General features: G+C 71.6%; 22 protein-coding genes and 1 riboswitch. Of the genes, 6 read left to right on the plus strand and 16 right to left on the minus strand.

Going from position 1 to position 25,837, the window contains the following annotated elements; genetic code table 11:
- Position 1 precedes the first annotated feature (1 nt).
- The 5 genes from WMF36_RS30835 to WMF36_RS30855 form a co-directional block, all read right to left on the minus strand.
- Positions 2 to 1,741, minus strand: a complete 1,740-nt coding sequence (locus WMF36_RS30835) for an OmpA family protein (protein ID WP_437574343.1) — start codon at positions 1,739 to 1,741, stop codon at positions 2 to 4.
- A gap of 91 nt (positions 1,742 to 1,832) precedes the next feature.
- Complete coding sequence (locus WMF36_RS30840) at positions 1,833 to 2,423, minus strand: hypothetical protein (protein WP_437574344.1); 591 nt, start codon at positions 2,421 to 2,423, stop codon at positions 1,833 to 1,835.
- A 337-nt stretch (positions 2,424 to 2,760) separates the two neighbouring features.
- Positions 2,761 to 3,459, minus strand: a complete 699-nt coding sequence (locus tag WMF36_RS30845; RefSeq protein WP_437574346.1) for a hypothetical protein — start codon at positions 3,457 to 3,459, stop codon at positions 2,761 to 2,763.
- On the minus strand, positions 3,456 to 4,709 hold the full coding sequence (locus WMF36_RS30850; protein ID WP_437574347.1) for an MbnH family di-heme enzyme: 1,254 nt from the start codon (positions 4,707 to 4,709) through the stop codon (positions 3,456 to 3,458). Before WMF36_RS30850 ends, WMF36_RS30845 begins: the two co-directional genes overlap by 4 nt.
- Before the next feature lie 5 nt (positions 4,710 to 4,714).
- Complete coding sequence (locus WMF36_RS30855; RefSeq protein WP_437574348.1) at positions 4,715 to 5,707, minus strand: MbnP family copper-binding protein; 993 nt, start codon at positions 5,705 to 5,707, stop codon at positions 4,715 to 4,717.
- Between the two features lie 307 nt (positions 5,708 to 6,014).
- Between WMF36_RS30855 and WMF36_RS30860 the strand changes: the two genes are divergently transcribed.
- From WMF36_RS30860 to WMF36_RS30870, 3 genes are read left to right on the plus strand one after another with little or no spacing between them, the layout of a single operon-like run.
- Entirely contained in the window at positions 6,015 to 8,069 is a 2,055-nt protein-coding gene (locus WMF36_RS30860; protein WP_437574349.1) for a TonB-dependent receptor, read from the plus strand.
- Positions 8,070 to 8,077: 8 nt separating this feature from the next.
- Positions 8,078 to 8,965, plus strand: coding sequence for a hypothetical protein (locus WMF36_RS30865; protein WP_437574350.1), 888 nt, complete (start codon positions 8,078 to 8,080; stop codon positions 8,963 to 8,965).
- Positions 8,962 to 9,825, plus strand: coding sequence for a hypothetical protein (locus WMF36_RS30870; protein ID WP_437574351.1), 864 nt, complete (start codon positions 8,962 to 8,964; stop codon positions 9,823 to 9,825). The genes WMF36_RS30865 and WMF36_RS30870 overlap by 4 nt, the downstream gene beginning before the upstream one ends.
- Before the next feature lie 200 nt (positions 9,826 to 10,025).
- Here WMF36_RS30870 and WMF36_RS30875 read toward each other — a convergent pair whose 3' ends face one another.
- The 7 genes from WMF36_RS30875 to WMF36_RS30905 all read right to left on the minus strand — a co-directional run bounded on the left by WMF36_RS30875 (position 10,026) and on the right by WMF36_RS30905 (position 18,399).
- A complete protein-coding gene (locus tag WMF36_RS30875; protein WP_437574352.1) occupies positions 10,026 to 11,795 on the minus strand; it encodes a protein kinase domain-containing protein in 1,770 nt (589 codons plus the stop codon).
- 63 nt (positions 11,796 to 11,858) lie between these two features.
- Positions 11,859 to 13,118 (minus strand): NAD(P)/FAD-dependent oxidoreductase, encoded by a 1,260-nt coding sequence (locus WMF36_RS30880; RefSeq protein ID WP_437574353.1) that lies wholly within the window; start codon positions 13,116 to 13,118, stop codon positions 11,859 to 11,861.
- Positions 13,119 to 13,237: 119 nt separating this feature from the next.
- The gene (locus WMF36_RS30885; RefSeq protein WP_437574354.1) at positions 13,238 to 14,002 is read right to left on the minus strand and encodes a class I SAM-dependent methyltransferase; all 765 of its coding nucleotides are present in this window, start codon (positions 14,000 to 14,002) and stop codon (positions 13,238 to 13,240) included.
- 80 nt (positions 14,003 to 14,082) lie between these two features.
- The gene (locus WMF36_RS30890; RefSeq protein ID WP_437574355.1) at positions 14,083 to 15,108 is read right to left on the minus strand and encodes a dipeptidase; all 1,026 of its coding nucleotides are present in this window, start codon (positions 15,106 to 15,108) and stop codon (positions 14,083 to 14,085) included.
- Positions 15,109 to 15,165: 57 nt separating this feature from the next.
- Positions 15,166 to 15,483, minus strand: coding sequence for a quaternary ammonium compound efflux SMR transporter SugE (gene sugE, locus WMF36_RS30895; RefSeq protein ID WP_437574356.1), 318 nt, complete (start codon positions 15,481 to 15,483; stop codon positions 15,166 to 15,168).
- Between the two features lie 21 nt (positions 15,484 to 15,504).
- Positions 15,505 to 15,570: riboswitch (guanidine-III (ykkC-III) riboswitch) on the minus strand.
- 164 nt (positions 15,571 to 15,734) lie between these two features.
- A complete protein-coding gene (locus WMF36_RS30900) occupies positions 15,735 to 17,087 on the minus strand; it encodes a pectate lyase family protein (protein ID WP_437574357.1) in 1,353 nt (450 codons plus the stop codon).
- A gap of 400 nt (positions 17,088 to 17,487) precedes the next feature.
- Positions 17,488 to 18,399 carry a LysR family transcriptional regulator gene (locus tag WMF36_RS30905; protein WP_437574358.1) on the minus strand — a complete coding sequence of 304 codons (912 nt, stop codon included), beginning with the start codon at positions 18,397 to 18,399 and terminating at the stop codon, positions 17,488 to 17,490.
- A gap of 118 nt (positions 18,400 to 18,517) precedes the next feature.
- Between WMF36_RS30905 and WMF36_RS30910 the strand changes: the two genes are divergently transcribed.
- A complete protein-coding gene (locus WMF36_RS30910; protein ID WP_437574359.1) occupies positions 18,518 to 19,288 on the plus strand; it encodes an SDR family NAD(P)-dependent oxidoreductase in 771 nt (256 codons plus the stop codon).
- A 58-nt stretch (positions 19,289 to 19,346) separates the two neighbouring features.
- On the opposite strand, the gene WMF36_RS30915 is transcribed toward WMF36_RS30910, so the two are convergent.
- Both WMF36_RS30915 and WMF36_RS30920 read right to left on the minus strand, forming a co-directional pair.
- The gene (locus WMF36_RS30915; RefSeq protein WP_437574360.1) at positions 19,347 to 19,931 is read right to left on the minus strand and encodes a hypothetical protein; all 585 of its coding nucleotides are present in this window, start codon (positions 19,929 to 19,931) and stop codon (positions 19,347 to 19,349) included.
- 81 nt (positions 19,932 to 20,012) lie between these two features.
- On the minus strand, positions 20,013 to 21,482 hold the full coding sequence (locus WMF36_RS30920) for a glycosyl hydrolase family 8 (protein WP_437574361.1): 1,470 nt from the start codon (positions 21,480 to 21,482) through the stop codon (positions 20,013 to 20,015).
- Positions 21,483 to 22,366: 884 nt separating this feature from the next.
- Here WMF36_RS30920 and WMF36_RS30925 point away from each other — a divergent pair.
- Complete coding sequence (locus WMF36_RS30925) at positions 22,367 to 22,753, plus strand: fucose-binding lectin II (protein WP_437574362.1); 387 nt, start codon at positions 22,367 to 22,369, stop codon at positions 22,751 to 22,753.
- Positions 22,754 to 23,166: 413 nt separating this feature from the next.
- Here the strand turns inward: WMF36_RS30925 and WMF36_RS30930 are convergent, their stop codons facing one another.
- Both WMF36_RS30930 and WMF36_RS30935 read right to left on the minus strand, forming a co-directional pair.
- A complete protein-coding gene (locus WMF36_RS30930) occupies positions 23,167 to 23,904 on the minus strand; it encodes a pyridoxine 5'-phosphate synthase (protein ID WP_437574363.1) in 738 nt (245 codons plus the stop codon).
- A gap of 158 nt (positions 23,905 to 24,062) precedes the next feature.
- Complete coding sequence (locus tag WMF36_RS30935) at positions 24,063 to 24,404, minus strand: SPW repeat domain-containing protein (protein WP_437574364.1); 342 nt, start codon at positions 24,402 to 24,404, stop codon at positions 24,063 to 24,065.
- A gap of 308 nt (positions 24,405 to 24,712) precedes the next feature.
- On the opposite strand from WMF36_RS30935, the gene WMF36_RS30940 reads away from it, so the two are divergent.
- Positions 24,713 to 25,822, plus strand: a complete 1,110-nt coding sequence (locus WMF36_RS30940; RefSeq protein ID WP_437574365.1) for a THUMP domain-containing class I SAM-dependent RNA methyltransferase — start codon at positions 24,713 to 24,715, stop codon at positions 25,820 to 25,822.
- Positions 25,823 to 25,837: the final 15 nt, after the last annotated feature.

The raw sequence follows: 25,837 nt of genomic DNA on the forward strand, positions 1-25,837 counted from the left end.
CTCATTCCTTGCTCGCCGCGCGCAGGTCCACAAGGAAGATCACGCTGCGCGCGCGCCGCTCGTCCGCGCCGGCGATGCACCCTGTCCGCGCCGCTCCCCCCGGACAGGACGGGGACTGGAGCTCGCGCCGCAGGCCCGCGCCGCTCGCGCGCAGCCGGTCGGCCGGGACGCCGCGCGCGCCGAGCTCGGCCGCGACGTGCTCCGCGCGGGCCAGGCTGAGCGCTCGATTCGACGCCTCCGATCCGACCGGATCCGCATAGCCGATCACGCGGATCTCGGCGGTCATGCCGGCCTCGCGCGCGAGCGCGAACAGCCGCTCGGCCGCGGCCGCGACCTCGTCAACACGCGCGCGCTGCTCGGAGGAGAGCCGCGCAGCGCCGCGGGGGAAGAGGAGCTCCACCTCCTCGAGGGATCTCGCCGCGGCGCGCGCCCGGTCGATCGACTCCTGGGCCTGCAGGCGCTCGCCGTCGAACCCCGAGACGCCCGGGAGCACCGCCGCCGACCAGCGCGCGCGCTCGATCCAGCGCTCGGGCGCGACCCCGCTGGCCACGAGGACGCCGTCGCGCAGCGCCAGAGAGACCCCCGGCGGCGGCTCCAGCGCGCGCGCCGCCCGGCGCTCGACGATCTGCGGGTGGAGAGAATAGAAGGGCTCGAAGCGCAGCGTGACCGCCGGGGGCGCGGGGACGCCGCGCTCGATGACCGCCCTCGGATCGGCGGCGAGCGGATCGCGCACCCCCGTGAGCACGACCTGGCCCTCGCGCCGCTCCGCCGCGGTCACAAGCAGGCCGGGCTCGCGCCGCAGCGCCTCGACGCAGCCGGCGAAGCGGCGCTGGTCCTCCCACGAGGCGCGCACCCAGAAGACGAGGGCGGTCGCGGCGAGCGCGGCCAGCACGGCGGCCGCCGCGAGCGCGGCCCGACCTCGGCCCGGGGCCGGCTTGCGTTGCTGTTGCAGGCTGCGCGAGAGCAGCTCGCGGGCGCCGGAGAACGGCGTCCGATCGCCGCGGAAGCCGGCGAGCTCATCACCGTACGCGAGGTGAACGCGCTCCAGCGTCTCGCACAGGACGGTCCCGTACGCCGGCGGCGCCGCGCCGCGCACGATGGCCACGAGGAGGGCCGACGGGCCATGCTCCACCCACCCCGTGAGATCTCCCACGCGAAAGCGCTCCAGCCGCGCATCGGTCCGAAACGCGTCGTGGGCGAACGCGTCGATGGCGGTGAGCATCGCCGAGACCTGATCGGGATCCCTGTAGGGGATGTCCTCGGCGGTCACGTGCTCGAGGGCGATCCCCGTCCCGCGGTGGACAAGGAAGAGCTGCTCGGTCCGATAGACCATCGAGCGGAGCAGCACCACCTCGGCGAACGAACGCCCCGTGCGGCGCGCCTCGAGGCGCCAGCGCAGGCTCTCCCAGGACAGGCCGAGGGCGAGCGCCTCGTTGAGGCGCTGGATCATCGCGCGGAGAGCGCAGGCCACGGCCCTGCGGATGGCCGGCCCCATGGCAGGGGAGATCGCGTCCGCGAACGACCCCGGGTCCCGGCGCACGCGCTCGTGGATCGCGGCGGTGATGAGCGGCTCCAGCGCCCACGTGAGCGCCTCGCCCTTCTTGCGGCTCTCGATCACGGCCTCGGGCAGCACCCCCGCGACCATCTCGGCCATGGACTGGTCCAGCCGCTCCTCGATCCGCCGGATGCGGCGCTGCTCGGGGCCCACGAGCAGGGGGCGGAGGTCTTCGAGCGTCCTCACCACCGGCGAGGGTGCCCCGCGACGCGCTCTCGGCTGTCCCATCGTTCGTCTCCGGACCTCCGCGCCCGCTCGCAGGAGCGGCGCCGTCGCCTCACGCGGCCTCGTCCGAGCGGCGCTCCGTCTTCTGGTACCGCTCGGACTCCGCGGCCCCCTCGCGCGTCGGCGTGTCCGGCGCGCCCGCGTCGGCGCTGTCGGTCCACATGGCGGCGAGCTCGCGCTCGAGCAGGTTGCTCAGCTCGCTCCGCGTACGCCGCGTCTCGTCGAGGAACGAGTTGGACTGTTCGAGCAGCTGTTGCCGGAGCTCGCGCTGCGTGCGCGCCACGAGATCTTCCAGCCGCTGGACCCGCTGCTCGAGCAGCTCGAGCCCCTCGCGCGAATCGCGCGCGACGTTGCCGAGCGCGCCGACGCCGGCCGCGCGGTGGGCCTCGATCGACGCGCTGAGCGCCTCGATCTCCCTGCGCACGTGCGCCTCCAGCACGTCCAGGCGCCGTCGCGCCTCGATCCGGAGCTCCTCCGCCTGGGCGGCGACCTGAGCGTCGGTGTGCGAGAGCCGGCGAGCGAGCTCGCGGAGCTGGGCGCCGCACAGGATGTCACGCACCTGCTCCAGGCTGTTGGTGATCGCGGATTCCGCATGCCCGGCGCTTGCTTCGAGCTCCGTCCGCCCGCTCGTCCTCATGGTCATGATGAAGATCCCCCCGACGCGCTACATGGGTCAGCGCCGCGGCTGCTGGTAGCCCTCGGGAGGGCGTCGGGGCTGGCCACGGCGCGGGCCGAGAAGCCGCTCGGCCGCTCCGGGGCGGCGCACAGCGCACGGGGGCTCCCGGAGCGCGGGAAGAGGCGTGCGCGCGGGGACGGACGCGGTGACAGCCATGGTCGCGAGGATCGCGCGCCTGACCGCCGCCGTGGGACGCTGGCGCCACGGAAGTCCCTCAGGGCGCCACGGAAGGCCCTCAGGGCGCCAGAGGGGCCTGGAGGGCCTTCGGGGGCGCCACGGAGCCCTCAGGGCGCCACGGAGGCCCTCAGGGCGCCACGGAGAAGGAGACCGGCTCGCCTGGGAACGGTCCGCCGCCCTGCACGATGCGGTTGTTCTCGAACACCGCGTTGATCACGCTGGCGGTGATCGGCGCGCCGGCAGCGCGGAGCTTTTCCCAGGCCGCCGCGTCCGGCGTGTAGCTCAGCTTCGTCGTGAACACCCGGAGCAGCCCCTCGCGCTCTGCAGTCGAGAAGACAAGGAAGTAGGCGCGCCCGTTGATGGGCGTCCCGTGCGCCCGCGCCGCGCGCACCGGCCCGAGGAGCGCGCCGACCTCCGCCCAGAGCGACGCCCCCGCCGCGCCGGAATCCCCCGCCCCCGGCGCGGCGCCCGCGAACCGCAGCGCCGGCGCGGCCCGAGGGGCCATCCACTGCGCCGCGCCCGCGACACGGAAGGTCAGCTCCGGCGCGGCGTCGCCGGCGAGCGTCGCGCCCTCCGCGGGCGCATCGAACACCGTCCCCTGCGACGGCTCGTCCTTCGGCGCCGCCGCGAGCAGCGCGAGCAGCGCCTCGTCGGTCGCGCCGCCCTCGTAGATGACGTCGTCCAGGTTCGGCCCGGACGACGTCCCGCTCGACGTGTCCCCGTGGTCGTGGTCGTGGCCGCACGCCCCGGCGTACATCGCGGCCGACACGAGCGCCGCCAGCGCGGGGACGAGGAGCGCCCTCTGGAGGATGGGTGCCCGGCTCACGGCGCCTCCGCCCACGGATCCGCGTAGCGCGGGTCCTTCAGAAACTCATCGTCGGTCAGGCTCTGCAAGAAGGCGATCACGTCTGCTTTCTCCTCTGCTGTGAGATCGAACCCGGTGATGAGCTCGCTCTTGAACTTGTTCTCGCTCCCCACACCGGCGTTGGGGCCGTCCTCGATCGTGCGCCCTCCTGCGGCGTAATGGTCGAGCACCTCCTCGAGCGTCTCGACGCTGCCGTCGTGCATGTACGGCGCCGTGAGGGCGATGTTGCGCAGCGTGGGCGCGCGGAACCGGCCCATGTCCGCCTCGTTGCCGGAGATCTCGTAGACCCCGGCGTTGCCCTCGGGATAATCCCCGCTCCCGCCGATGTTGTAGAGACCCGTGTTGTGGAACATCACCTCCGTGAAGGTGGTCCCGTCGTGCTGCACCGAGTCCGACAGGTTGAAGCCACCGTGGCAGTGGAAGCACTCTAGCTTCTCGGAGAAGAAGAGATCCATGCCGCGCAGCGCCGCGTCCGGCATCCCCGAAGGGTCGCCGTCGTAGCGGTACCGGTCGTAGGGCGAGCGGTACGAGAGCAGCGACCGCTCGAACGCCGCGATCGCCCTCGTGATGTTGGCGAGGTCGATGGGGGCCTCGTCGCCGGGGAAGGCCGCGGGGAAGAGCTCCTGGTACAGCGGCTCGTCCCGGAGCCGCTCGAACAGCTCTTCTTCCATGCCCGCGAGCCCGAGCTCGACAGGCGTCTCGCCGAACATGGGAAGGAGCGCCTGCTCCTCGAGCGTGTCGAGGAGCGGATTCCCCCAGGTCAGCGTCGTGAGGTAAGCGACGTTGACCAGGGCCATCGAGCCGCGCGAGTGCAGCTGGCCGGTCGAGCCCTCGGCGCTCGCGAGGCCGTCGGTGAACGCGAGCTCCTGGACATGGCACGAGCCGCAGGAGTACGTGCCGTTGCCGGACAGGCGCCTGTCGTAGAACAGCCGCCTGCCGAGCTCGACCTTGGCCGACGACATCGGGTTGTCCTGGGGGACCTTCGGCACCGGGAAGCCCGGCGGCAGCCCCCAGACGTACGCGCCCGCGTCGCCTCCCCCGCCGCTTCCACCATCGCCCCCGCCCTGGCCGCCGGCGCCCTCCCCCGAAGGCCCGCCCGCGCCCGGCGAGACGACGTCGTCGCCACACGCACAGGCGAGGGCCGCCAGCGCGGCCAGGACAGAGGAGAGCGCGGAGCGGCGGAGGGCGTTCACCAGGGGGAACATGGTCATGGCTCCTAGTCTATCCTGAAGAACGACTGCTGCTCGGGGCGCGGCGAGCCGTCGGCGGTGTCAATGCCGAGGTGGAGGAACAGCGGCGGACAGTCGGGATCCGTCGGGTCGGACATGCAACCGGGCGTGCCGCCGGCGTTCCCCGACACGTCGCTGTCCGAAACGAGCGCCGCATAGTCGACGAGCACCTTCGTCGTGAGCGGATCGATGTCCTGGATGACGATCTCGGCCACGTTGGGGCGATCGCACGCGGCCATCTCGCCGCCCTCGCCGGCGACGCAGCCGGTGCTCCCGACGTGCACGAGGAAGGGGTTCTCGCCCACCTCGGAGACGCTGTCGAGGCGCAGGAACTTGTACCCGGCCTGCCAGCTCCAGAACAGCCCGGTCAAGTTGAGCGGCGACGGCGCGACCGAGGCGTCGCCGTGGTTGAGCTCGAACGGGACGCCGAGCTTGAACGACAGGCCATCGTACTCCCCGGCCGGAACCGTCCCGCGCACGAGCCCGTTCGTCTCCTGCGTCCCGTTGGCGCAGCTGCCCGACCTGTCCTCGAAATCGAGGAGCACGACGTTCTCGTGCTGCCACAGCCCGTCCTGTTCGAGCGAGAGCGGCACCACCTCGCCGTCCGCGCGGCGCAGGCGTACATCGTGAATGTACAGGCGGAAGTCGTTGAGCTTCACGTCCGTCGCCGCGGTGCCGACAGCGTACGTGTCGCTGCAGGAGAACACCTCGTCGCGGACGCGGCCCTCGAACTGCAGCTCGACAGCGACCGCCGCGTCGCCGCCGCCGGCCCCGCCGCCGCCTGCCTCGCCGCTCCCCCCCTCGCCGCCGGCCCCGCCGGCCCCGCCGCCCCCGCCGGCCCCGCCGCCGGCGGCGCCCGTCGAGGTCGATGAGGTGCCATCGACAGGGTTCACCCCACCATCGCTGCCGCACGCCGTGAGCGAGAGCGCCGCCCCGACCAGCGGGAACAAGAGCCGTGATGCACGAAGACCGCGTTTCATGAGAGTCCTCCTGAGGAACCAAGGAACAACGCGCGCCACGATAGGCCGCGTCGTCACCAACCTGAATGCGTCATCTTGTCGCGATCGCTATCGCGATCCGCTCCAGCGCACGAATCGAGCGGGCATCGAGAAATAGCCCCTGCTCGTCCAGGAACGGCGCCAGGCGGCCAGCGACAAGGAACGCCGCGGACACCCCGCGCCCGCCGCCTGAAACCTCTAGCAGGCGCGCCGGTGGGGTCCCAGGCGAGCGAGCGCATCCAGCTGCGTAGCACGAACTCAAAAAAACGTGCTACTGAGCGGTCCCGCTGTGATCCTCTCCCTGCGCACGGCGCTCGCGCTGCTCCTTATCACCACGGCCGCCGTCCCGGCGCGCGCCGGCGACGCCGCGCCGGTCGCGGTCGTGGTGCAGGGCGCGCCGCCGCCGCGCAGCGCCTCCGAGACGGTGCGGGAGCGGGCCGAGGTGCGGGCCGCGCCCCACCGCACCGCGAGCGACGTGCTGCAGCTCGTGCCGGGCGTGTTCGCCGCCCAGCACAGCGGCGAGGGCAAGGCGCACCAGATCTTCTTCCGCGGCTTCGACGCGGTCCACGGGCAGGACCTCGAGATCTGGATCGCGGGCGCGCCGGTCAACGAGGTGTCCAACGTCCACGGGCAGGGCTACGCCGATCTGCACTTCGTGATGCCCGAGGTGATCCGCGAGCTCCGCGCGCAACCCGGGTCGTACGACCCGCGCCAGGGGGACTTCGCCGTCGCCGGGACCGTGCGCCTCGAGCTCGGCTACGACGAGCCGGGGATCACCGCCACCGCCTCCGCCGGCTCGTTCGGCGCGCGACGGCTCTTCCTCGCCTACCACCCCGAGCACGCCGAAGAGACCACGTTCGCCGCCTTCGAGGCGTACACGACCGACGGCTTCGGCCCCGCCCGCGCCGCCAGCCGGACCTCGGCCATCGCGCAGGGCGTCTACGAGCCTTTCGCGGGGGTCCGCGCGCGCGTGATGGTGTCGGCGTTCGCCTCGCGCTTCGGCTCCGCCGGCGTCCTGCGCCTCGACGACCTCGAGGCGGGCAAGGTCGACCGCTTCGCCTCGTACGACCCGGATCAGGGCGGCGACTCCTCGCGCGCGCAGCTCGTCGTCGACCTGCGCTCGTCCGGCGGCGACGCCGCCCGCGGCGAGGGCCTCTCGCTCGCGCCGTTCGTCGTGCTGCGCGCGCTCCGCCTGCGCTCGAACTTCACCGGCTACCTCACGGATCCGACCTCCGGCGACGCCACCCAGCAGCTCAACGAGGCGATCACGGCGGGCGCGACCGCCTCGTACCGGCTCAGGTTCCCGGTGCTGTCGGATCGCGACACGTTCGAGGCGGGCATCGTCGCGCGCACCGACTGGATCGAGCAGTCGCAGCGGCGCCTCGCGGCCGTCGACGGCCGGCCGACCGCGACGCTCGTCGACGCGAAGGTCCGCGCGACCGACCTCGCCGGCTACCTCGACGCGTCGATCCGGCCGGTTCGGCGGGTCACGGTGCGCGGCGGGCTCCGCGCCGACGGGCTCGCCTACCAGGTCGTCGACCACGCCGGCGAGGGCGCGCAGGCGCGCAGCGCGCAGGGCGTCCACGTGGGCGGCAAGGGCACGATCGACGTGACGCTGCTCCCCGGGCTGCACGCGCTCGCCAGCGTGGGCCAGGGGTTCCGCTCGCCCCAGGCGCGCAGCCTCGGCGAGGGCGAGCGGGCCCCCTTCACGCGCGCGCTCTCCGCCGAGGCCGGGCTCCGCTACGCGGACGAGCTCGTGAGGGCGTCGGCGGCGCTGTTCCACGCGCGCCTCAGCGAGGATCTCGTCTTCGACGAGGCGATCGGCCGCAACGAGCCCGTCCCCGCCACGGCCCGCACCGGGGTGGCCCTCGACGCTGTCGCGCGCCCCGCGCCGTGGCTCGTGTCGAGCGTCGGCCTGACGTACACGCGGGCCGCCTTCACCGCCGCGGGCGGGCGCTACGCGGCGGGCGATCTCCTCCCGTTCGTGCCGCAGGTCGTCGCGCGCGCCGATCTCGCGGTGACGCCGCGCCTCGGCGCGCTGTTCGGCCGGCGCCTCGAGGCCCGCGCCGGCGCCGGCGTGACGCTGCTCCACGGCCGCCCGCTGCCGTACGGAGAGATCGGGCGCGACGCGCTCCTCACCGACGTGACGGCGCACCTCCGCTACCACCGCGTCGAGCTCGGGCTCGACGTCTACAACCTCCTCGACGCGGCCTGGTTCGACGGCGAGTTCGTCTACCCGTCGAGCTTCACCCGGGGCGCGGCGCCCGACCTCCTGCCCGCGCGGCACGTGACGGTCGGCGCCCCGCGCAGCTTCCTCGTCTCGCTCTCTCTCTTTCTCGGATGAGGTCCTCGATGACGTCCACCACAGCACACGAAAGGCCCCGCCGGCGCGCCGCGCTCGCCGCGGCGGGGCTCCTCGCCGCGGGCGCGCTCGCCGCCGGGTGCGGCGCCGCGGACGGCGACTCGACCGCCGGCAAGCGCCTCACGCTCGCGACCGAGATCGCCGCCGACGCGGCGCCGGCCGAGCCGTTCACGAACGCGCTCGGCTGGACGATCACCCTGTCGAAGGCGCACCTGTCGGTCGGGCCGCTCTACTATTTCGAGGGCGCCCCGTTCACGGCGCGGCGCGGGGCGCCGGGCCGCGGCGGCGCGCCCTCGCTGCTCGACCGGCTCGCCCGCTGGGCCGTTCCGGAGGCGCACGCCCACCCGGGCCATTATCAAGCCGGCGAGGCGAGGGGCCAGATGACGCAGCCCACCTCGGTCGACCTGCTGGAGGGGGCGACCCCGCTCGCGGACGCCGACGCGGTGAGCGGCGTCGTGCGATCGGCGCGCTTCACGTTCGGCGCGCCGCCCGCGGGCCCGTTCGCCGCGGAGCTCGACGGGCACGTCGTCGCCCTCGAGGGCCGCGCCGAGAAGGGCGACGTCGCGCGCGTGTTCCGCGCGCGCGCCCTGCTCGCGGACGTCGTCAGCGGCGCGACCGGCGAGCCGGCGGTGGAAGGGTGCGTCTTCGAGGAGGTCTACCTCGACGGGCCCGGCGTCGTCACGCTCGTGGTCAAGCCGGCGGTCTGGCTCGACCAGGTCGACTTCGAGGACGTGGCCGGGAGCGACGACGGCGCGCCGGCCGATCTCGAGCCGGAGAGCCAGGCCCGGCGCGGCTTCGCGCGGGGCCTCAAGAAGGGGACGGCCTACGCGCTCTCGTTCGCGCCCGGCGCCCCGCAGGAGAAGGAGAAGGAGCGATGAGGATCACCGGAGGAATGTGCGCGGCGGCGCTGTCGCTCGCCGCGACGGCGCTCGCCGGCTGCGGCGACGACGGCGCGGCGGGGGCCGGGAGCGTGGCGTTCTCGACGTGGGGAGAAGAGTACATCGAGCAGGAGATCCCGGCCGCGGATCTCGAGGACGGCTGGAGCATCCGGTACGAGAAGTTCCTGTTCGTCCTCCGGAACGTGACCGTCGCCGATCGCGAGGGGAACGTCGGGGCCCGGATGGAGGGCTCGATCCTGGTCGACCACACGAAGCCCGGCGTGAAGCCGGTGGTGACGTTCGAGGGCCTCGAGGCGAAGCCCTGGGAGCGCGTCTCCTACGAGATCGGCCCGGCGGACGCGGACACCGCGCTCGACGGGGCGACCGAGGAGGACAAGGCGCTGATGCTGGCAGCGGGCGCGTCGGTGCACATCGAGGCGATCGCGCGGAAGGGGGATGGCGGCGACGAGAAGCGCCTCGACTGGACCTTCTCGCTCGCGACGCGCTACGCCGACTGCCAGGGCGAGAAGGCCGGCAAGGAGACCGAGGGCGTCCTCGTCACGAACGGCGGCACCGACACCGTGGAGCTCACGATCCACGGCGACCACTTCTTCTACGACGACCTCCAGTCCGCGACCGCGGCGCGCCGCTTCGCGCCGATCGCCGCCGCGGACGCCGACGGCGACGGCGCCGTCACCCTGGAGGAGCTCGCCGCGGTGCGCCTCGTCGCGATCGAGGAGGGCGGCTACGGCACGGGCAGCGCCGGAAATATCAATGATCTCGGTGCGTTCGTCGCGGCGCTCTCGCGCACGCTCGGGCACTTCCGCGGCGAGGGCGAGTGCGTCTCCGAGGGCCCGTGACCGGGCCGGCCGGCCGCTAGAGCGACAAACGGGTTGAAACCCCGAAAAAAAGCAGGATTTTCACAGGGAGGCGAGGAGGCGGGGAGCGAGAGACGGCGAGAGGGAGAAATTCATTTTTTTCTTCCTCCCCGCCTCCTCGCCTCCCTGTGAAAATTCTCCGGGTTTCAACATGATTGGCGTTCTAGCTCCGCCCGCGGAGCTCACTCGATCGCGACGGTCGTCGAGACCTCTTGGAGCTCGTTCCCGTCGAACGGCGGCACCCGCGTGGAGCCGAGCACCATGTGCACGCAGCTCCCGGCCGGGGTCATCGCGACCCTCGGATCGATCCCGATGCGCTGCACCGCGCCCGCGGGGTTGAAGAACACGCGCGCCGTCACCGCCTTCGGCCCCTCCCTGCCCTTGCAGTGGACCGGCGCGGTCGACCCCTTGCGTTGCAGCGCGGCGTGGGCCGCCGCGTGATCGAACGGCCTCGCCGCGCTCGGCTGCGCCGTGGTCGAGGGCGCGGGCGCGCCGCCTTCGCGCGAGGGGCGCGGAGCCTTCGGCAGGGGCACCAGCCCGTTGCGAGGGCCGGGCGCCGACGGCTGGGCGTCCGCGCCGTCCGCGCCGGCGGCCGGCGGGCGCGCCCCGTCGCCGCGGCCCGCGCTGACCACCGTGGGGCGCGCCGGCGCGGGCAGGCGCTGCACCAGCGCGACATCGCGCGGCGTGCGGCCGGTGGCGAACGCGAGCGCCGCCGCCCCCGCAGCGCCGCCGAGCAGGCCACCCGCGAGGAGCAGCATGGGCCTCCACCGGGCCGGCCTCCGGAGGGCTTCCGCCGGCGCGCTGCTCGCCAGGGCCGGCGCGCTCGCCGGCGCAAAGGACGCGCCCTGCCGCGACCGATCCGCCGGCTGCGAGGAAGGCGGCGCACCCCAGCGCGCGCCGGGGGCCGCTGGCGGCGGGCGCTGCGCGTCGGCGGCCACCTCGGTCGGGCCGGTCATCGAGAGGCGCGAGGCCGTCCCCGCGGAGGTGACAGCCGCCGCCGCGATGGCGGGCGGCGCCGCCGAGATCGCGGCGCCGGCGGGGCGCGCGCTGCGCGGGTCGGCGAAGAGCGCCGGCCCGAGCGCGTCGAACGCCTCCTGCGCCGTCTGGAAGCGCTCCGACGGCTCGCGCGCGAGGCAGCGCGCGAACCAGGCGTCGAACGGGTGCACGATGCTGCCGGCGCTCCCGAGCGCCGTCGCGCGCGTCGAGGCCGGGTCGATCGGCTCGAAGAGGATCTCGCGGAGCAGCACGGGCATCGCGGTGCCCATCGGGTCGTTCGCGGCGCGCCAGTACGTGCGGCCGGTGAGCATCGCGAAGGCGATGAGCCCGAGCGCCCACACGTCGGTCGCCGGCGCGATCTGCCCGCGCGTGTCCGTCTGCTCGGGCGCCATCCAGAGCGGCGTGCCGAGCGACGCGGTCGCCATCGTGCTCGCCTCCGCGGCGATCTTCGCGATGCCGAAGTCGAGGACCTTGACCGACCACGGCGCCGTCGCGCTGTGCGTCCTCGCGAGGAAGACGTTCTGCGGCTTCATGTCCCGATGGACCACGCCCGCCCGGTGGGCGGCGCCGAGCGCGTGGCAGAGCTGCCGGAAGATCTCGTGCACCTCCTGGGGCGGGAGCAGCCCGCAGCGCTTCATGCGCTGCGCGAGGTCCTCCCCTTCGAGCAGCTCCATCGCGAGCCACGGCACGCCGTTCGCCGGGTCGATGCCGGCGCCGATCACCTGCACGATGTGATCGCTCTCGACCAGCGCGCCGACCCGCGCCTCCTGCTCGAAGCGCTCGCGCAGCCGGGTGTCGGCGCAGAGCTGGGGGTGCATGAGCTTGAGGGCGCGCAGCTTGCCGGTGCTCGCCTGCTCGGCGATGTACACGGCGCCCATGCCCCCGGCGCTGAGGGGTCGAACGATCCGGAACTCTCCGAAGAGCATCCCGGCCGCCGGCTGAATCGGCGCGATCATGGCCGGCGATGCTAGCATGGCGCTGTCGAGGGGGGCCGGCGCGCACGGGCGCGGCGCGGGTCGCTACGGGTGCGCGCCAGCGCCGTCGCCATCGCCATCGCCATGTACGCCCCGCGGCGGGAGCGACGCGACGAGGCGCTCGATCCCGAGCCGGCCGACGACGAGCGCGCCCGTCGCCGCGGCGCGGAGCGCGTCGGGCGCCGGCTGGGGTCTGCCGGCGAAGTGGCGCATGCCGAAGCGCAGGAACGACGGCTCGCCGAGGAGATAGCGCTCGACGCGCTCCCGCGGCGCGCCGTAGAAGGCGCGCATCACCCGGCGCCGGAACCGGATGTCCAGGCCGAGCAGCGAGCGCTCGACGCGCCGGGCCCAGTCGTGGAACCCGAGATCGCGGGCCTCGAGCTTCTCGGCGAGGTACTCACCCGCGAGGGCGCCGTACGCGATCGCCTGGGCGATCCCCTCTCCCAGCATCGGATCGATGCCCGCGGCCTCGCCGACGAGCAGGGCCGCAGGCCGCGCGACCGCGGCCCTCCGGTCGAGACCGCGCTCGGCGAAGCGCTTCCGCCGGTAGCGGTCCGGGTCGAGGCCGAGCGCCGCGAGCCGGCTCCGGAGGACGCGCTCGGCGTCGGGCGCGGGGCGCGCTGCGCCGAGGGCGCCCTCGTGCAGCACGTACGCTCCCCGGCAGACGAGCTCGCGCCCGCCCACGATCGTGGGAAAATCCCACAGGTAGCCGGGGAACGAGCGGTCCCGCATCTCGAAGTGCAGGAGGTCGCGCGCCCGGTCCCCCGCGACGGGCTCGGTGTCGACCTCGACGGCCTGCGCGCGCAGCCTGCCGAACGGCAGCCCCATCGCGCGGCGAACGACGCTGCCGACCCCGTCCGCGCCGACGACGACGCGGCCGTCGAAGACCCCGGCCGAGCTCTCGATCCGGGCGCCGTGGGGGCCCAGGGAGGCGCCGGTGACCCGCGCCCCCTCGACGATCCGGACGCCTCGCGCCCGCGCGGCGAGGGCGAGGCCGCGATCGAACTCGACGCGCCGGACGACGCGGCCGATGTTCCCCTCGCGGAGCGCGATCTCGCCGGTCTGGAACGCCGCGCTGACGCCGTGCACCACGACCGAGGGCACGTCGATCGTCACCCCGATCGCCGCGAGCGCCCTGTCCGCTCGCTCGCCGAGCCCCCCCGCGCAGCACTTGTCCCGCGGGTAGCGCTCCTTCTCGAGCACCACGATCCTGTCGGTGAGGGCCGGGCGATGGTGGGCAAGGAAGATCGCCGTGCTCAGGCCCGCCGGCCCGCCGCCGACGATCACGACTTCATGCGCCGACATGCGGCGCCGCTCTAGCACGGCGCCTCCCGCAGCGGGCGCGCGGGATGCTCGGCCGGCGAACGGGGCGCTCGGCGGGCGCTCGGCGGACGCGCGGGGCGCTCGGCGGGCGCGCGGGACGCTCAGCGCCGCTCGTAGAAGGCCACCAGCGTCCGGTACGGAAAGAGGTACACGCTCTTGCCCGCAAGGTCCGGGTGGTTCCCGGCCAGCTCGCGGACCTCGTTCAGGACCGCGTACCGCTCCTTCAGGGGGAGCGCGGAGATGTAGCTGGTCGAGGCGACGCGCTCGAGGAGCCCGTCGAGATCGAGCTCCTGCGTGTGGGTGAGCTCGTGCTCTCGGATCGATGCGAAGAGGCGGGAGTCGGAGAAAGGCTGGCGCCAGGCCCCGAACCGGTGGACCGGGGCATCCCGGCCGTAGCGGTCGAGGATGTGGGAGATGCGAGCGACCCAGTCGACGCGCTCGTCCCGCAGGTTGAAGAGCAGGGAGAGGCGCCCCCTCGGCCGGAGCACCCGGTGGATCTCGGTGAGCGCGAGATCGCCGTGGAACCAGTGGAACGACTGCGCGGCGACCGCGGCGTCGACCGACGCCTCGGGCAAGGGGATCGCCTCGGCCACGCCGTCGAGCGGGATGGCCGACGGGACCATCTGGCCCAGCTTGCGGCGCATCCCCTCGACCGGCTCGAGCGCGAGGAGCCGGGCGCCCGTCGGCACGAGGAGGCGCGTGAGCTTGCCGGTCCCCGCGCCGAGATCGAGCACGGTGCTCGCGGCGTCGATGCGGAGGGTGTCGAGCAGGAGCTCGATCGCGCCGCGCGGGTAGTCGGGGCGCCCCTTCTCATAGGCATCCGCTGCAGTGGCATAGCCCTGTGCAGCGAGGCGATGGAGAGTCATGGCCTGCATCCGCTCCGCGTGAGGATGAGTTCGTGCAGCGCCGGAGGGACCACCCACCCCGACGGCCCTGTCGAGAGAGACTACGCAGCCTGGAGCCTCGTTGGAAGCGGATTATCGCTCAAGGTGCGCATTACGTTATCGCGCAGCAACTTGCCGATGACACGCTCGCTCAACCCAGCTTGGAGCAGCGCATCCGTCAAGAGCGGAAGATGGGCGGCATCGCACAGCTCTCGTGTGGGAACGATGAAGCCGTCCCAATCGGATCCGAGCGCGGGGGTGTCCTCGCCGGCAACGTTGATGATGTGCAGGAGGTGCTTGACCACGGGGGCGAGGCCGTTGCCGCCGAGGTAGAGCGGGCAAAAGATGATCCCGGCGCACCCGCCGCGGTCGGCGAGGGCGCGGAGCTGCTCGTCATCGATGTTGCGCCAGTGCTCGAACGCGCCGGCAACGCCGGTGTGGCTGACCATGGGTGGCCGGCGCGCGAGCGCGCACGCCTCGAGGAAGCCAGCGCGGTTGATGTGCGCGAGGTCGACGATGACGCCGAGATCCTCGGCGCGGCGCACGACCTCGCGGCCGAAGGGGGTGAGGCCTTCACCGTCCCTGCGCCCGCGGCCGTAGGCGGGATAGCACACGTCGTTGGCGCTGAAATGGCAGAGCCCGAGGTAGCGCACGCCGCGCCGCGCGAAGCGCTCGAGCGTGTCGAGGTCGCCCTCGAGGGCGTGCGCCCCCTCGATCCCGAGCAGCGCCGCGACGGCGCCGCGGGCGCTCGCCGCCTCGATGTCCTCGGCGGTGAGCGCCTTCATGAGGCGGCCCGGCTGCGCGCGGACGGCCTGTTCCAGGAGGTCGATCTGCTCGTCGACGACGGCGGCGAGCCCGCGCCGCTGCCCGATGGGCACCGAGACAAGGCCGAAGAACTGCGCGCCGACGCCGCCCTCGACGAGGCGGGGGACATCGACGTGCCCGGCCAGGGCAGCGAGCGGCAGCGGCGGCTCGTGGCGCTCGTGCAGATCGTAGCCGACCCAGCGCGCCCACATGAGGCTGTCGGCGTGGAGATCGATGGCGGGGAACTGCGCGTGCAGGGCGCGGGCTTCGGGGGTTCCGTGCATGGAGGGGAGGTTAGTCGACCCGCGGCGGTCGGTCGTGCGCGCCGGAGCGGAGATCGCTCAGGGGCTCGACAGCTTGAGGCCGAGGATGGACACGACGAGCAACGCGAGGAAGCCGAGCCTCGCGGGCGTTGCAGGGTCGCCGAACAGGAAGATGCCGGCGATCGCCGCCCCGAACGCCCCGATGCCGACCCAGACGGCGTAGGCCGTGCCGATGGGCAGGGTCCGCGAGGCGGCCTCGAGGAGCACGAGGCTCGCGATGATCGCGGAGATCGTGAGCACGGTGGGCAGCGGGCGCGTGAAGCCCTGTGTGTACTTCAGTCCGACAGCCCAGCAGACTTCGAGCAGACCTGCGAACAGCAACAACAGCCAGGACAAGACGAATCTCCTCGTGGTGTGGCTGCGTCGTCTTGTCCTGACCGGGTACGGCGCGTCTCGTCCGGGACGCTCTCGTCGAGCGCCGCGGGGAACCTAGCAGGCAAGACGGGCTGCGCAACGAGCTCGTCGGCGACGCGGTGCGGCGCGGACAGGACGCACCGGGGCCACGACGCGCTTGTCGAGCCGTCGAGCACCTCCTCCTCCTCGGGCACCGCGAACGAGGCCTATCACGAGCCAGGGCGACGAGGTCGCTAGTCGAGCTCGTCGCCCTGGAGCATCGCCAGGCTGCTTTCTGCATCGCTGATCAGCGCCGCGGCGAGCTCGTTGATGTACTCCTCGACCGCTGTGTAGCCGGACGACATCACCCTGCTGTGATCGTCTGCGCTGGACGGGCTGAGGCCGTGCGCGCGCTCCCACGCGTCCGCCATGCCGTCGCCGTCGGCGTCGGCGGGCGCCCTCCCGGGGGTGAGCCCTTCCATCAGGTTCTTCGCGTAGCGAGCGCCCCACGCGCCGTCGCGGCGCTCGATGTTCTGAAGGACGCCTCTCGTCACGACGTCGTGCGGCAGCGCGCCCGCCTGCGCGAGGACGAGCCGAGAGGCATCCGCCGCGCTGTGCGTCGTCACGGGGATGTACCCCGGGACGTCGCGCGAGAAGTTGAACTGCGACGACGCGCGGTGCGACTCGGGCTTGTTGAGCCGGCTGAAGCTCGGGTGGAGGTACGGCTTCTGCCAGGGGTTGTTCACCACCCCCGTGAACCTGCCAGGATCGTCGATGTGGTTGTCGGCGAGGAAGTACTTGAGCCCCGCGCCCGCGCTGCCGTCGAAATAGAAGGGGATCAGCTGATCGCTCGGCCCCTTGATGTACGAGTTCCCCACGATGTTGAACTGGCCGCTCGCCCGGTTGTGATGCACGAACCCGTGCCTGACATTGTAAGCCACGTTGTTGCGGATATCGGCGGGGCCGTTCGCGACCGCTGGGCACCTCGCCTTGTGATGCGCGAACAGGTTGTGATGAATCGTGATCCGATGGCCATCAGGGCCGTTGATGAGACCGTAATTGTGCGCCCCCTCTGGATGGCCCGTGGTCGACGACGACTCGATGGTGGACCACTGCACCGTGACGTCATCTGCCTCATAGAGATCCAGGGTCTCGTCGACGCCCCAGGCGATGGAGACGTGATCGAGGATCAGCTTCGAGTTCAGCGAGAACTGCGCGCCGTCGAACTGCTCTCCGGCCGAGCCGCCGAACACAGGGCGGACTCGCAGGAATCTTACGATGACATTGTTGACCGCATTCGAGTACCTGGCGAGGAGGCGGCCGCGCACGGTGATGCCTGCGCCCGGCGCCGTCTGGCCCGCGATGGTGACGTTTCCATTGCGGATGACGGCATCCCCCTCGATCACGCCGCTCACGTCGAAGACGATGATGCGCGGCCCGCTCGCGTCGAGGGCCGCCTGGAGGCTGCCCGCCCCGCTCGCCCGCAGGTTGGTGACCTTGATGACGCGCCCGCCGCGCCCGCCGGTCGCGACGGCGCCAAAGCCCTCTGCACCGGGAAACGCCGGGAGCGCGCTCGCCGGAGCCGACAGCGCCGTGAGCGCAGACACCGCTGCAATCGCGCAGCCGAAGCGGCGAAGCCCCTGTGCTCCAATGGAAGAACAAGTAGGAAGGTATGTCATGACGTTCGCTCCCCTTTCGTACGTCTTAAACCGCAAGCCGTAGTGTGATGACCCTACAGGACCAACTTCATCGACGGCAATCGACAATTGCCAATCTGTGCGACAGGGCACACCAAAAGCGATCTGGCAATTTCAACTCGCCAGATGAAGCGAGCTTGGTTATCCTGCACGTGAAGCGCACAAGCGGGCTCATGACATACCGAGACGCTCCCACCTGCGACGACAGCGGGCACACACAAGAATAAACGAACACCGAACAACGCGCGCGCGGAGAGAGGAGATTGCCAGTCTCGACGATCACGCAGATCGATTGAACACGCCCGCGCGCTCAGCGGTCGAGCGCGTCGAGGTGCGGAGAGAGCACCTCGGTGATCCAGCTCATCACCGCGCGCACGCGGCGCGGCACGCCCCTGCCGTGCGTGTGGAGGAGCGAGACCGGCATGGGCGCGCAGGTGAGGGCGGGCAGGACCTCGACGAGCACGCCTGCGGTGATGCTCTCGAGCACCCCTACCCGCGGCGCCTGGATGATGCCGAGGCCCGCCACGCACGCCGCGCGATAGGCGTCGGCGCCGTTGACCGTCACCACGCTGCGCATCGGCCGCTCGCGGTAGCCGCCGTCATCGGGGTACTCGAACGACGGCGCTTCGGCGCCGAGCGCCGACGAGTAATGCACGACGAGGTGCCGGTCGAGATCCTCGAGTCGACGGGGCGTGCCGTGCTTGCGCAGGTACGCCGGGCTCGCGCAGTTCATCATCCGCAGGACGCCGAGCCTGCGGCCGACGAGCTCCGCGTCGCCCGGGGCGCCGATGCGCACGACGCAGTCGAAGCCCTCGCGGAGCGGCTCGACGCGCCGGTCGGTCGTGCTGACGACCATCTCGAGCTCGGGGTGGCGCGCGAGCAGCTCGGGCAGGCGCGGGATGATGACGTTGCGCGCGAAGTTCACCGGCAGATCGATCCGCACGCGCCCGCGCAGGGCCCTCGCCGACTGGAACATCCCGCCGATGTCGTCGGCCTCGAGCACGAGGCGGCGCGCCCGCGGGAGGAGCGCCTCCCCGTCCGGCGTGAGGCGCACGACGCGCGTCGAGCGCTGGAGGAGCCGGCTGCCGAGCTCCGCCTCGAGCGCCTTCAGCCGCAGCGACACGCGCGCCTTGGGCATCCCGAGGTGCTCGCCGGCGCGCGTGAAGCTCTCGAGCTCGGCCACCTTCACGAAGATCTTCAGCGACTCCAGGTCGACGCTCATTGTTTCGCCTGGCGAAACAGTGTGTCGGTTCTCCCGGCCTTTATCAACCCGGAACGGAGCGCTATTCATGCTCGCAGACAGCGGCGAGCGGCCGCGTCACCCGCGAAAGGACCTGATCATGAGCACATCGAAGCCCAATCCCGTCGCCCTCATCACCGGCGGAAGCCGCGGCCTGGGAAAGAGCATGGCCCTCCACCTCGCCGATCGCGGCGTGGGCGTCGTCATCACCTACCGCAGCGGCGCGGCCGAGGCGGCCGACGTGGTGAAGCAGATCGAGGCCAAGGGGAGCACCGCAGCGGCCCTCGCGCTCGACGCCGCCGATACGCGCAGCTTCGACGCGTTCGCCGGGGCGGTGAAGGCGGAGCTCGCCGGCCGCTTCGGGCGCGATCGTCTCGATTACCTGGTGAACAACGCCGGCATCGGCGCCCACGCGAGCTTCGCCGAGACGACGGAGGAGCAGTTCGACGCTCTCATGAACGTCCACCTGAAGGGGACGTTCTTCCTCACGCAGAAGCTCCTTCCGCTCATCGCGGACGGGGGGCGGATCCTCAACGTCTCGTCGGGGCTCACGCGGTTCTCCTTCCCCGGGTACGCCGCCTACGCCGCGATGAAGGGCGCCGTCGAGGTGCTCACCCGCTACATGGCGCAGGAGCTCGGATCGCGGAAGATCGCGGTCAATGTGCTCGCGCCGGGCGCGATCGAGACCGATTTCGGGGGCGGCGCGGTGCGCGACAACGCCGAGCTCAACAAGATGATCGCCGCCCAGACCGCCCTCGGCCGGGTCGGGCTCCCCGACGACATCGGCGGCCTGGTCGCGCTGCTGCTCTCGCCCGAGGGCCAGTGGATCAACGGCCAGCGCATCGAGGCGAGCGGCGGAATGCAGCTCTGAGGCGCGCGCCCTTGGGGCCATGGCGGTCCCCCTCGCAGCCCGACTTCTCGCAGTAGCGTCAGAAGACGCCTCGCATGGCGGCGCCGAGGTGCAGGATCTGGAGCGGCGTGTCCGAGGGCGTGCGGAGGGGGCGGACCTGGTATTCGAGGACGAGCGTGGGCTGCGCGTCCTCCTCGGGGAAGAGCGCGAAATCGAGGCCAGCGCCCACATAGAGGTCGGCGCGGAGCGCGCCTTGCTCGCCGCCGACCTCACCGCCCAGGCTCAGAAAAGGGTCAATCCGCTCGTAGGTCGTCATCTGGGCGAAGGCGAGCGGCCGGAGCTGGCCGCCGAGCGCGAGCACGCCGCCGCCGCGCCCCTCCACCTGCTCATAGCGGATCGCGCCGGCGAGACCGATTCCGCGCACGCTCATCGAGGCGCGCAGGCTCACCCCGCCCGGATCCTCCCAATCGCTGATCGCGGCTGCGGCGCCTATCTGGGCCTGGCCCCAGAAGCGGAGCTCATTGAGCGCCTCGACGACGGCGGAGCCCAGGCCGGTGAACGCGGGCGCCGAGCTCGAGGCGCTGGCCGCGGCCGGAGACAGGAGCGCGGCGGCCACGGTCGCGGCGGCGAGGGCGCGTCTCGCGGGTGAGTTGCACGGGCTCATTCTGGCCAGATCAGCACTGGGCGCCCGCAATCACAGGAGTGATCCGAGCGCCCACGCCATGCCGCCCCCACACCTGCCGGACTAGCGCTTACCTGAAGCAGTCGACGCCGAGGCCTGCGCGGGCGGCATGATGACGCGGAATTTCCCGCTCAGGTGCAGCAGGGACATCGTGTAGAGCATGCCGTCATAGTACCGCCACTTGCCCGTGGGCGCCTCACGTTGATACACGTCCTCGACGAAGCGCCAGGCCCGCGGATGGGTAGCAGCCAGCGCCGCAACGCCGTTCATCGACACGAGTCCGAGCGAATCGTGCTCGACGATGGGCTTCCCCTCGAGGGTGAAGTTGGCCCGGTACTTGGGGCCCTGTGACTCGAAGAAGGCGAGAAGTCGATCGCTCAGCTCGGTCTCCCGCGGATCCTTCGCCCACCATGCCGCATCCACCGACCAGTTCATCGCGGTACGGAACGCGTCGTAACGGAAGTTGGCGGTCCCCGCGTCCCAGGAAGCAGCCTTGGGCGTGCCATCGAAATTGGAGTAATCCGGAGCGAGCCCGGTCTTCGGATGGGTCGTCTTGACGAAGTAATCGCGGCTCACCTTGGCCGCTTCGGCCCAGAACGCACGATCCGCCTCGGGGCCCCAAACTGCCCAGATCTCGTAGAACGCAGGCAGGTGATACGACGGATCCGTATGATCGCCGTTCTTCGAGAAGTTGTCCGAGTCAGGCGTGAACCGCACCATCTTGTGCTCGGCATTGAAGAGCGAGAGCAGCGTGGTCTTGCGCTTGTCTGCGTTGACCGGTCCGGTGATGGACTTGCGGTTCTTCATCGCATCGAGGAGGCTCAAGGCCTCCTTCCGATAGTCGTAAATCCCTTTGCCGTTCCCCCAGCGATGGGACGCGAACAGCAATGCCGTGGCGAAATACTCCTCCGCGTCGGCGGCAGGATTCTCATCGATGGCCGTGCCATCCGGGCGCATCTGCCAGGAGAAATAGCCGAACCCGGGGTGACGCGGATCCGCATGATACATGTGAGACTTGGCCCAGTTCCACAGAGCATCGAAGTCGTCTTTTCGATCGACCTGCACGGCGATCATCATGCCGTACGACATCCCTTCGGAGCGGATGTCATTATTGCCGATGTCCATGATGTACGCCTTGGGGCCGCTCGCGTTCTTCCCCGCCGCGAACATGACGGCTTGTTCCTTGGGATCGCCATGGAACAGCTGCGCGTAGGCCTTCGCGATCTTGGCGTCGATCTCGGCGGGTTTGTGCCCCAGCTCGGCGAACAGATTGCGATACTCACCCGTGAAGTACGCCCCTTTGGCGGCCGGCTGAAGCGGGGGACCCAGGGGCGCAGGCTCCGCCGCCGGGGACGCCTGAGCCGCGCCGCTCTGGCTCGAGGTGCCGGCCGGAGCGGCGCTGCTGGCTTGATTTGTAGCGCTCGCCTGATTGGGAGAGCCAACCTGGTTGCCTTGGTTGCTGGGCGCGCAGGCGATCACCGTGAGCGCGAACCATGACGATGCGACCGGAAACTTTAACATTCTCAAGTTCATCACTGTCCTCTTTAGCGAGCTCGCATCCTATCGGAAACGTGCTCCGCGTCAACATCATTGACGAGCTCACGTGTGCCATGCTCGCAAAGTGCCGCCTTCACTCCACAGCCTGCTGGCTCCTCCGTCGCGGCGCATGCCCATGCGGCCTCGTTGGCGGCGCGGATAGGGCCAGCCAGCCAGCAAGCCCTCGTCTTCAGCCGCGAGCGACAAGCCGCCTTCGCCAGGAGCGATGGCGGCCTCGATGAGCCACGACGGCACGCCTGTTCGTCCTCGATCCATGTCCCGGCGGCCGCGGCGCCGGCCCGGCGCGCCGGGCGAGGAGCAGGAGCGCCTGAGGAGGGACGCCACGGCGCGCGTCATTGGGAACGACGCCCTGGCGCGAGCGCCGCTCGAGGGGCGACGCCACGACCGGCCGGGCGTCGCGCCCGCGCCGGACGGCGCACCGGACACGGCGGAGCGGCCGCCGACCACGAAGAACGGCGCGCCGTCGATGCCGAGCGAGCCGGCCTCGCCTCGTCGGCGCGCACCTCGGGCGCGTGCGAGGTCGGACCCCACGTCCGCACGGAGCTGCTCCATGAGCCGGAGCGTATGTCGCGGCGGATAGGAACGTAGGGCTTTTGCCCATGTCAAGCCCGGCGGGGGACGGCGCCGGGCGAGCCGTCCTGGCCCGTGAGACACCAGCTTGCCCCGTCGCAGGACCGGCGCGCCGTGCTCGGCTGAGTCAGATCGGTCTGCCCATGACCGCTTCCAGCACAGGAAGATGTTTGTCGTTGCACGCTTGCGGCAGGTTTGATAGCCATCCTCTGACGCCGCGAAACCGTCCCCGTTCTCGACGGTCATTCGCCCGGCCGCGGGGCGCGATCCATAGGAAGGACCATGAGCACATGCCTCAATTGAACGGCAACGCCTGTGAAATCGATGAGCTTCCGGATGGTGTGACCGTAACCATCAAAGTCACGACCAACTCAAGGTACACTCAAAAGATAACCGTGACTCGCAACGATGAGGTCCTGTGCGTCTTCGCAGGCTCTGGTGAGCGCAACGCGATGACGGGCCAGTCGACCGTCGTCTCCAATTCAAGAGCGAAGCTGCAAGCGAAGTTCGAGTATCAAACGGACATCAACGCAGAATGGATCAAGTCCCGCCAGCTGAAATCTGGCGGCCCTTACACGATAGGCAACTACAATCTCATGGTGATCGTCGCTGAAAATGGAGACGACGGCGACTACAACGATAGCATACTTGAATTCAGCTGGAACACGCCCACGTAGCATTGTCCGGAGCTCCGGAGGCGGGGCGCCGTGGGGGTCAGCGGGCGGCGTCCGACGGCCCGTTTTCGTTCGATACGGCGCCGGGCAAGCGCCTCGTCCTCGAGGGGCGCGTCCCACCGAAGGTGAACGACCGAGATCGTCTCAGAGACCTCGACGCGCGAGTCGACCGCACGTTCGTCGCACCGAAGTACCGCTGGACCGAAGCGTACTGGATGGTGCCGGGGAGTGCCTCTCAAGGCCGGGGAGTGTTCCCCGCAGCCCCGCACACGACCTCCACGATCGACGTGATATCGTCGCTTCTGGACATGACGACCCGCGCGAACGGGAAAAACCGCCCATGCCCCCGCGAGGAATGAAGCATACCCGTGTTGGTAGCAACGGCCTGAGATTCGTCGAGCCGGAAGGCCCCTCGATTACCGCGCCGGCGCGCGGCGCCCCTCGACCGCCGTGAGGTAGTCGAGCACGGACTGCTGCATGCCGACCTCGAGCGCGAGCGCCACGAGGTGGTGGCCGATCGACACCTCCTGGATCTGCGGCGCCTCGCTCACGAGCGGCGCGAGGTTCTCCACGGTGAGGTCGTGCCCCGCGTTGATCCCGACCCCGGCCGCCACGGCGGCCCGCACGGTCGCGACGATCTTGTCGAGCTCCGCGCGGTGATCGCCGCGATCGAACGCCTCTGCGTAAGGCCCGGTGTAGATCTCGATGCGATCGGCCCCCATCTCCGCGACCACCGGGACGACCGCAGGGTCCGCCTCGACGAAGAGGCTTGTCCGGATCCCCTCCTCCTTGAGCCGCTTCACCACCGGCTGGAGGAGGAAGCGCCACTTCACGACGTCCCAGCCGCGGTGCGAGGTGAGCTCTCCGGGCGTCACCGGGACCAGCGTGCACTGCGTCGGCCTGAGCTCGAGCGTGAGGTCCAGGAACTCCTCGCGGAGATCGCCCTCGAAGTTCGTCTCCACGGTGGTGATGTGGCGAGTCACCGCCCGCGCGTCGTCCGGTGTGATGTGCCGCCGATCGGCCCTCGGATGGATCGTGATGCCGTGCGCCCCGTAGGACACGATCTTCTGGGCGAAGGAGAGGACGTTCGGGGCGTCGTGTCCCCGCGAGTTCCGCAGGAGCGCGATCTTGTTCACGTTGACGCTGAGCTTCATGGGGGCATCCTCTCGCGGGCTCGGGCGCGGCGCTCGCGACGCCGCTATACACGATCGACGCCCCGAGGCGAACACGCCACGAGCCGGACGTGGGGACGCGGCCTGCCGGCGACCCCGGACCGGACGCCACGCCCCCGCTCGCCGCGGCCCGACGGCTGCTACAGGCGCGGCACGGTCCGCGACCGCCGCACCGCGACCTCGGTCGGGACGAGCGACACGATGAAGAGGCCGATGGCGACGAGCGCGTTGTTCCACACCGTCCCCGCCGACAGCGCCGGTATCGACCAGGCGCTGAGGAAGAGCCAGATCGCCAGGATCGTGTTGAGATAGCGCGCCCGGGGCGCCCAGATCGCGAGCACGGCGAAGAGCACGCACAGCGCGCCCACCACCCAGGTGTTGGTGAACTGCCCCTGGCTGTGCCGCCAGAGGAACGCGGAGATGACCAACCAGACCCCGAGCGCGATGTTGATGCCGCGCACGGTCGCCGTCCGACTCTGCATGGCTTCCCCCTCCTCTCCTGTCGCCGTGCCGGCGCTCTCCGCCGTGCGGCGCTCCCGCTCCCTCGCTCCCCCGCCCGCTCGCCGCAGCCCGCGCGCAGGCGTCACGCTCCCGAGCGGCCCGGAAGGGCCGAGTCCGCTCACCCCCTCTGCCGAGCGCCGGCGTGCCTGCGCCCGACCCACACATCAACGAGCTCGCCGAGCTCCGTGCGAATCCAGTGCCACCGCCGCGGCTCGCCCGGCTCGTCCGGCAGCCGCAGGGCCGTTCGTGAGGGCCGCCGCGCGGCGGTTCGGCTACAAGCCCGGTCGCCATGGACTTCTTCGCGACCGCCGCCAAAGGCACCGAGCCCGCCCTCCGCGACGAGCTCCGCGAGCTCCGGTTCCGCGGCGTCCGCGCCGATCGCGGCGGGGTCCACTTCGCCGGCGCGGCGGACGAGGGCTTCCGCGCCTGCATCGAGCTCCGCACCGCCGTGCGCGTGCTCGCGGAGCTCGCCTCCTTCGACGCGCCCAGCGGGGACGCGCTCTACGAGGGCGTCTCCCGCGTCGACTGGGCGCCTTACCTGAGCCCGGTCCACACGCTCGCGGTCCGCTCCTCCTGCCGCTCGAGCGCGCTGACCCACACCCAGTTCATCGCCCAGCGGACCAAGGACGCCATCGTCGACCAGATCCGGCGCCGCGTCGGCGCGCGCCCGTCGGTCGACCTCGAGGACCCGGACCTCGCCCTCTTCGTCCACCTCGTCCACGACCACGCGACGCTCTATGCGGACCTCGGCGGCGCCGCGCTCCACCGCCGCGGCTACCGCACGCACATCGGCGGGGCGCCGCTCAAGGAGACCCTCGCCGCCGCGCTGCTCCGCCTCTCCGGCTGGGACCGCGCCCGCCCGCTCGTCGACCCGATGTGCGGCGCCGGCACCATCGCCCTCGAGGCGGCGCTCTGGGCGCGGGACATCGCCCCCGGCCTGCGCGCGCAGCGCTTCGGCTTCGAGCGGTGGGCCTGCCACGATCAGGCCGCCGCGCAGCGCACGACCGCCCTCCGCGACGCCGCCCGCGCGCGGATCCGGCCCGAGGGCCCGCCCATCCTCGCCGCCGACATCGATCCCCGCGCCGTCGAGATCACCCGCGGCAACGCCCGGATGGCCGGCGTGCAGCTCGACGTGCGCTGCCAGCCCATCTCCGTGCTCGCGCCGACGGCGCCGCCGGGCCACGTGCTGACCAACCCGCCCTATGGCGAGCGCCTCCCGGGGACGCTCGACCTCTACCGCGACATGGCGGCCGCGCTCTCGCGGCTCGCGGGCCACCGCGTCGCCATCCTCGCCGGCACCGAGGACATCGAGCACGCGATGCGCCGCCGGCCGGAGCGGTCGCTCGTCGTGTTCAACGGCCCGATCGAGTGCCGCCTGCTCACGTACGACATCCCCTGAAGCGCGCCTCGCCGC

Source organism: Sorangium sp. So ce887 (assembly GCF_051521455.1).
Taxonomy (GTDB): Bacteria; Myxococcota_A; Polyangia; order Polyangiales; family Polyangiaceae; genus Sorangium.